Raw genomic sequence first — 7,064 nt, 5'->3', positions numbered from 1 at the left:
GGCGATCGTGAGGAGGCCGCCGACGAACGCACCGGCGAGGAAGGCTCCGATGACCGCGGCGAAATGACGTGCCCGGCGTGCCGCGTCGCGATCACGATCCAGGACGGCCAGGTACGCGTTCTGTGTGGCAGTGCGCAGGTTCCCCGTCGTCATCATGGTGCTGTAGGGGGTGTCCACCAACTTGCGGAAAGTGGAGACCTGCACCGAGGCGGTGAAGGCGACCAGGACCGTGGCCGTCACGTTCTCCGAGCCCCCGGGCAGCACCCCGACGATGGCGAGTACCCCGATCTCCAGAACGAGGGCGGCACCAGCGGGCCATCGCACGACCGCGGCGACCCGGGGCCGCTTGAGCCACTCCGCCAGGACCACGCCCAAGACGAACGCGAGGATCGGCGGGGTGTACCGCAACGCCTGCGCCCAGTGCCCGCGCGCGGCCGCGACGCCGAGCAGGACGACGTTCCCGGTTTGCGCGTTGGCGAAGACCCGCCACGACTGATGAACGTGTAGGCGTCGAGTGCCCCGCCCGCGAGGGCGAGCACTACGCCCAGCGGCACGGAGTGCGCCGTGGAGAGCCGCGGTGGACTCACCTCAGGACTGGGCCGACGCACGGATCCGGTTCCACGGCACATCCGTCGGTCAGCGAAGGCGCGGGCCGACGGGATGGGCACCGAGCGCCTGGCCACGGCCTGTGGCTCGCACGCCGGAGGCGACGCTGCCTCCTCGGCAGCAGCGGCTCGTTCCACCCCCACGCCTCATCCGACACCATCGACGGCGGCTTCTCCACGCGCCGCACAACGCGCAACTCACCTGCGGGGCACGGGCATCCACGTCGATCCACCTCATTGCATCAGCCGTTGTGAGAGCTGACCCGCCAGATTCGGAGACGGTTCCCCTGGCGGCCGTTCCAGGCGCGCACGGCATGACGGCCCGCGTGACCATCAGCGCCGCCCGGCACCCCACATTCTGGGTCCCCTACTTGTTCTGGATCGCGTTGACCAGTCCGGCAACAAGTTTCGCCCGCTCGGCCATGGCTTCAACCACCAGGTACTCGTGGTCCGCGTGGGCACCGCCCCCGACTGCTCCGAGGCCGTCAAGTGTCGGCACCCCCAGTGCGGCCGTGAAGTTGCCGTCGCTTCCTCCGCCGACCGCCTTGCCCTCAAGGTCAGGAAGCAGCTGCTTGGCCAGCGCAAAGAGCTCGGCAGACGCCGACTCAGGCATCGGAGGTCGACTGATGGCCCCCTGGACCGTGATCCGCGCTTCGTCGAGATGCGGAGTCAGTGCCGCGAACGCGGACTCGATTCGTTCCTTCTCCTCGGCCGACTCGACCCGGACGTCCACGATGACGGTCGCCTCCGCCGGCACGACATTGTCCAGGGTCCCTGCCGACGCGACCGTCGGGGTAACAGTCGTACCGATATCGGGGCGGCCAAGTGCCGCGATATCCAAAACCTGATGCGATGCTTCGATCAGGGCGTTGACCCCGGCTGCGGGCTCAAGCCCTGCGTGAGAGGCCCGGCCCGCGACCGAGACCTGGAACGTGCCGCAGCCTTTACGGCCGGTCTTCAGGGCTCCACCCTCAGCAGCACCCTCGAACACGAGCACAGCGCCACAAGCGAGGGCCCGCTCTTCGATGAGGGCTCGGGAGGAGCGTGAGCCGACCTCTTCGTCGGCGGTCACCAGGATCTCAACGCCTGACCGGTCATCAAGCGCCGCCAGACCATGAACGGCCTGCACCAGGCCACCAAGCATGTCAAAGACCCCGGGGCCGGTCGCACGCCCGTCTTCGACCTTGAACGGGCGCCGTTCGAGGGTGCCGAGCGGAAACACCGTGTCATGGTGGCCGAGGACCAGCACTTTGGGATCGCCACCGGCTGACCAGTGGACGTGCGGACCGCCTTCACTCTCAACGAGGACGGCCTGCCCGCCGAGGCGGCTCTCGATGACAGCGGCAACAGCTTTGGCGGATGCGGTCAGGGCGTCGAGATCGCGCGATGGCGACTCGATTTCAACGAGCGTCCTGAGGTCCTCGATCATCGCGTCAACACTTACATCGACGGTCCTGTCCATCGTCATGCCGCGAGGGTATCTGGCGCGCCGCAGCGGAGGAACGGAGGACGACGGACGGCATGGGGCCGACGGCGATGTCGGCTCGGAGCGGCGCATCGTGTCCCGGTCAGGTGTCACCGCGGCTCCTGTCCGCGCAGGCCAGCGTGCGGGACGTCCCGAGTTTTCATCACCCGCCCGTCTTGCCTGGACTCACCGCTGCTCGGGTTCGCACTCTGGCGTCACCAGCCAAGCGGCGTGAACGGAACCTGGCCGCGGGCTCTCGACCATCGTTGCAACTCCAAGCAGAGCAAGGAGAGTTCATGCGCACGAAGTTCGCGGTCGGCCTCGGTACCGTGGCCCTGTCCGCCGCAATGCTTTCGCTTACCGGTGGCCCGGCGGGAGCCGCCGTCGCCACACCGGCGAACGCGTCAGGGCCGTTCCGAGTCCACTCGTACTCCGGCGATGTGGGCGCGACACCCGCCATGTGGTCCGGTTCAAGTGCCCAGATCTGCTTCAACATCTGGGGAAACCACCTGCGTGACGGTTACTTCGTCATCCTGGCGTCGGACTCCGGCGCCCAATGGACGGCGCACTATTACGGGCCGAAGAACAAGACGTGCAGCCCGTGGAGGCACTTCAGGGGCAGTTTCCGGGCGAGGATCCTGCCGCACGCAGACGCCAGCGTCGATGCCGACGTCTGGCTGTACTACAACTGAGGCGACTGGAGCGGGCGGCCAGACCTTCTGCCGATGCCGGGAGGTGTGACTGAGCGCGGCACCTGGCTGGATTTCGCCGAATGCCGCGCTCGCACCTTTGCACAGCCGCAGCGGCTCGGGATCGCGAGCAGATACTCGCGACCGCGGCCGAGAATTCGCAGTGCTACTGGTCGTCGAACTCGTCCTGAATGTCATCGAGGGACTGCTGTCGCCCCTGCCTCGGTTGCCCCTTTGTGCGGTCCTGTGCTTGCCGACCGCGCTCCTGCGCCTGCTGCCTGGCCTGCTGCGCCTTTTCCTTGGCCTGTTGCGCCTTGTTCTGCCACTGGTCCTTGATCCCCATGTCGCTTCCCCTTCACGCGGTGGTCGTACGGGGGCGTCCGCCCCCGATCGATGCTCGTGGAGCGGGTGGGGTCATGCCGCCCCTGGTAGGCCAACCGGGTGACCCGACCCTCGGTGACGTGGCATTTTACCGTTGGCCAGTCGGCGGTCGGCGTCGTCGCGACGGACCGCCTTGACGGGCAGTCCGGCGCCGACGCTCCGGCCATGGGGCTCGTACGACCGCCGCGTGTCACGCCGCGATGACGTACTGGCACTCGCGCCAGGCGGCCACCCACGCCCGCTGCCATGCGGCCAGCTCCAGCCGCTCCTCGGCCGACAGAACACGCCGCGCGACAAGAACGCGGATCTTCTGCTGAGCTTCGGCAAGGCGCACCGAAGCAGGCAGACGGCAGTACTGCGAGCAGTTCGGGGGCATGCCTTGACTCTATTACCCCCCGCTGACGGCATACTCCGAATTCGGGCAAGCCCCGTAAGGAAGAGGCGACTTGACCGAGTTGTTCACGGGGGTAATGGGCCGTGGTGGCTCCCAACCGCTCCCTCGCTCGCAACGCGCTCCCCGAGCTCACCTCTGAAGCCCGTCCAACTCCCCTTCGTCTACGCCGATTTCCGCCGAGGTGCAGCGGCGGAGTCGGGAGTCCAGGCGGATGGTCCAGCCGCGGCGGTCGAGGTGTTCCAGTAGTGGGATGACGACCCTGCGGGTGGTGTTGAGCGTGATGCGGGCCGTGCTGGTGGTGAACGGCTGGTCGAGGCGGGCCAGGGCGGCCACTGCCTGCCGGTCGGCGTCGGGAAGCAGCACGATGTCGTCGGGCAGTCGCAGTAGTTCGCCTGCGGCGGCCGCGGCGGCGAGTAGTTTCGGCGTCAGTCCCAGCGCCTCCAACTCCGCCGCTTCCGGCGCGTGGAAGGGACGGGCGGCGAGCCGTGCGCGCACCTCCTGCACAGCGGTGCGAACGGCGGGCGGCAGGGCCGGTTGGGAGACGCTGCCGTAGATGCGGCCGTCGCGGTGTCCCAGGCGTCCGTTCGTGGCCTGGACCAGAGCGTGGACCAGGCCGCGGTCGGGCAGCTCCAGTAGCCGACGGGCCGCCTCGATGGTCAGCCCGGGCTCGGTCGGGTGCTCTCTCGCGTGCCGTTCGACCACTTCGACCAAGCGCTGTTGAAGGCGCGTCCAGTGTCCCGGGGCACAGATCCAGTCATCCACGACGGGCTGCGCGTGGGTACGCAGGCCCATCGCGACCAGGTCCCCGCGCCGGGCCATCCCAAGTCGGCGCAATTCGGTGGCCGCGTCCGGCGCTCCTGTCCGCCCGTCAAGCTCGCGGGCGCGGCGGGCCGCATCGCCCCTGCGGATGAGGCGGGGCGGGCGGACGTCGAGGACGGTGGCCGCAGCGGCGATGTGGCGCCGACCGGGATCACGCAGCAGCACGACGTCATTGACCCGAAGCGGCAGCGGTACGGCCAGGGACAGCCGCGCGCTGTCCACGCCCAGCGGGCGAACGGAGACCGGCACGGCGGCTGAACCGAGGTGCAGGGTGAGGCCGCGCGGTAGTTCCGGGGCCGCGTCGCCACGAAGCCGGACATCCACGACGTCGGTGGTCAACCACCGGCCGGGCGTCAACAGCACGCTCCCACGGCGCAGGCTCGCGGTGGCAGGACCGTGCACATTGACGGCGACGCGGGCGGTCGCGCTCACGGACGTCCGCGGTCGCTTGAGGCTCTCCAGTCCCCGCACCCGGAGCGCCGCGTCGCCCCCGGACGGGCCGCCGGTCGTCCCGGCCGTGTGCAGGCGGTCGCCCACCGCGATGGTGCCGGCCGAGAGCGTGCCGGTGACCACGGTGCCGTGGCCGCGCACGGTGAACGCCCGGTCGACCCACAGTCTGACGTCGGCGGCCCGGTCCGCCTCCGGAAGCCGGTTCACCAGTCTGACCAGCGCGGCCCGCAACTCGGCCAGCCCGTGCCGCGTCACCGAGCTGACTTCCACCGACTCCACGCGGCCCAGCGAGCTGCGGGCGATCCGGGTGAGCGCCTGCTCCCGCACGTCCACGGGATCCGCCAGGTCGCAACGGGTGACGGCCAGCACGCCGTGCCGTACCCGCAGCGCGTCGAGGACGGCGAGGTGCTCCTCCGACTGCGGCTGCCAGCCCTGGTCGGCCGCGACCACGAAGAGGACGGCGGGTACCGGCCCGACGCCGGCGAGCATGGTGGTCACCAGCCGCTCGTGGCCCGGCACGTCGACGAAGGCCACATCGCCCGCGCCGGTCATCGACGTCCACACGAAGCCGAGGTCGATCGTCATCCCGCGACGGCGTTCCTCCGGCCAGCGGTCCGGCTCCATTCCGGTCAGCGCCCGCACCAGCGCGGACTTCCCGTGGTCCACGTGCCCCGCGGTCGCGATCACGTGCATGCGCGGTCCGGCTCCGAAGCGTTCCGCGCGGCCGCGGCACGGACGGCGGCGGCGGCGATGCCGGCATCCGCCTCCGGGGCGACGGCGCGCAGGTCGAGCAGGCAACGGCCTTCAACGACCCTTCCCACCACGGGTGTCGGGCCCCGGCGTAGCCGGGCGGCGAACGCTTCCGGCAGGGACAGTGCGACACTGGCGAGCGTCACCCCGGGAGCGCCTCCGCCACCGACCACCGCCAGGCTGTCCACGACCCGCACCGGGATACCGTCCGCCACCAGGCTCGCGGCCAGTCGTTCGGCCCGCTCCCGCAGAGCACGGGTCGCGGTGTGGAGCGCGGAACGGGTTGGTGTGTCGGGGTTGTTGAGGGTGGCCTCCAGTGCGGCCAGGGTGAGCTTGTCCACCCGCAGGGCGCGCGCCAGGGGGTGGTGGGCCAGCGGGCGTACGACATCGGCGCGCCCCAGGAGCAGGCCGCACTGCGGGCCGCCGAGGAGCTTGTCGCCGCTGGCGGTGACCAGTGCCGCTCCGGCGCGCAGCCAGGTGTCGGCGTCCGGTTCGTCGGGGAGCAGCGGTTCGCGGTGGAGCAGACCCGATCCGATGTCGGCGACGACCAGCGGTCCCACGGTGGCGAGTTCGGGGACGCCGACGTCTTCGGTGAAGCCCGTGATGCGGAAGTTGGAGGGGTGGATCTTGAGGATGAAGCCGGTTCTGTCTCCGACGGCGGCGGCGTAGTCGGCCAGGGTGGTCCGGTTGGTTGTGCCGACCTCGCGCAGCCTGGCGCCGGTCGACACGAGCAGGTCCGGCAGCCGGAAGCCGTCGCCGATCTCGACCAACTCGCCCCGGCTGACGATGATCTCGCGGTCCTGGGCAAGCGCCGTGGCGGCCAGGGCCAGGGCCGCCGCGCCGTTGTTCACCACGTGCGCGGCCTGGGCCGCCGGGACGTGGCTGAGCAGAGTCGCCACCGTTGAGCGCCCTCGTGGCGCACGTTGCCCGGTGGCGAGGTCGAACTCGATGTCGGTGTTCCCGGATGCGGCGAGGACCGCCTGCCGGGCCGCCCTGGAGAGGGCCGCGCGGCCGAGGTTGGTGTGCAGGAGCACCCCCGTGGCGTTGATGACGCGGCGCGGCGCGGCGGCCGTGGCGGGCAGCGACCGCACGGCCGCGTCGACCACGTCGTTCGGGGCGATCTCGTTGCGCCGTGCCCGGTCCTGTGCCCGCGTGACCGCGTCCTTGACGAGTCGTCGTCCCAGCCGCTCGGCTGCCGCGGTCAGCCGCGGATCGGCCAGCACGGCATCGGTTCGCGGAAGTCTTCGGCGCGGGTCGGGCCGGGCGGTCCCATTGGTGTGCTCACGGTCCATCGGTCTGCCTTCGGGTACGCGGGGCAAACAGTCAAGCCTCTTCAGCCTCCCTTGAATCGCCGTCAGGTACCCGGTGGACACGCCGCCGAACAGGCGCAAGACCAAGGGAGTCGGGGTTCGCGGATGGGCGGGCGGGCACGGCGTACCGCTCGAACGCCGGTCAAGTTCGGCGACTGATCCGCGCGGTCACGCCTGCCCTGCCTCACCAAACTTCGGTCA

The 7,064-nt window shown here is 70.4% G+C and carries 6 protein-coding genes and 1 pseudogene; 1 reads left to right on the top strand and 6 read right to left on the bottom strand.

Translation table 11 applies throughout. The features are described 5' to 3' along the window. Positions 1 to 483 (bottom strand): annotated as a pseudogene (locus O5O46_RS32245) (YoaK family protein); the annotation flags it as partial. A 489-nt stretch (positions 484 to 972) separates the two neighbouring features. Beyond that, entirely contained in the window at positions 973 to 2,073 is a 1,101-nt protein-coding gene (locus O5O46_RS32240) for a M20 family metallopeptidase (RefSeq protein ID WP_269859187.1), read from the bottom strand. Between the two features lie 293 nt (positions 2,074 to 2,366). Between O5O46_RS32240 and O5O46_RS32235 the strand changes: the two genes are divergently transcribed. Then, on the top strand, positions 2,367 to 2,762 hold the full coding sequence (locus O5O46_RS32235; protein WP_269859186.1) for a hypothetical protein: 396 nt from the start codon (positions 2,367 to 2,369) through the stop codon (positions 2,760 to 2,762). Positions 2,763 to 2,925: 163 nt separating this feature from the next. Here the strand turns inward: O5O46_RS32235 and O5O46_RS32230 are convergent, their stop codons facing one another. The 4 genes from O5O46_RS32230 to selA form a co-directional block, all read right to left on the bottom strand. After that, positions 2,926 to 3,102, bottom strand: coding sequence for a hypothetical protein (locus O5O46_RS32230; protein ID WP_269859185.1), 177 nt, complete (start codon positions 3,100 to 3,102; stop codon positions 2,926 to 2,928). 228 nt (positions 3,103 to 3,330) lie between these two features. Further along, positions 3,331 to 3,516: a hypothetical protein gene (locus O5O46_RS32225; protein ID WP_269859184.1), complete on the bottom strand. Its 186-nt coding sequence runs from the start codon at positions 3,514 to 3,516 to the stop codon at positions 3,331 to 3,333. 147 nt (positions 3,517 to 3,663) lie between these two features. Then, complete coding sequence (gene selB / locus O5O46_RS32220; protein ID WP_269859183.1) at positions 3,664 to 5,496, bottom strand: selenocysteine-specific translation elongation factor; 1,833 nt, start codon at positions 5,494 to 5,496, stop codon at positions 3,664 to 3,666. After that, positions 5,487 to 6,845 (bottom strand): L-seryl-tRNA(Sec) selenium transferase, encoded by a 1,359-nt coding sequence (gene selA / locus O5O46_RS32215; RefSeq protein ID WP_269859182.1) that lies wholly within the window; start codon positions 6,843 to 6,845, stop codon positions 5,487 to 5,489. Before selA ends, selB begins: the two co-directional genes overlap by 10 nt. Between the last annotated feature and the right edge of the window lie 219 nt (positions 6,846 to 7,064).

Origin of the sequence: Streptomyces sp. RPT161, from assembly GCF_027533845.1 — a bacterium.
Taxonomy (GTDB): Bacteria; Actinomycetota; Actinomycetes; order Streptomycetales; family Streptomycetaceae; genus Streptantibioticus_A; species Streptantibioticus_A silvisoli_A.
Note: the sequence above shows the minus strand (reverse complement) of the source record. Positions and strands in the feature narration are given on the sequence as shown.

Bases quoted from the DNA above. Each gene is read 5' to 3' on its own strand.
- O5O46_RS32240 (WP_269859187.1), bottom strand. From the start codon at position 2,073: ATGACGATGGACAGGACCGTCGATGTAAGTGTTGACGCGATGATCGAG.
- O5O46_RS32235 (WP_269859186.1), top strand. From the start codon at position 2,367: ATGCGCACGAAGTTCGCGGTCGGCCTCGGTACCGTGGCCCTGTCCGCC.
- O5O46_RS32230 (WP_269859185.1), bottom strand. From the start codon at position 3,102: ATGGGGATCAAGGACCAGTGGCAGAACAAGGCGCAACAGGCCAAGGAA.
- O5O46_RS32225 (WP_269859184.1), bottom strand. From the start codon at position 3,516: ATGCCCCCGAACTGCTCGCAGTACTGCCGTCTGCCTGCTTCGGTGCGC.
- selB (WP_269859183.1), bottom strand. From the start codon at position 5,496: ATGCACGTGATCGCGACCGCGGGGCACGTGGACCACGGGAAGTCCGCG.
- selA (WP_269859182.1), bottom strand. From the start codon at position 6,845: ATGGACCGTGAGCACACCAATGGGACCGCCCGGCCCGACCCGCGCCGA.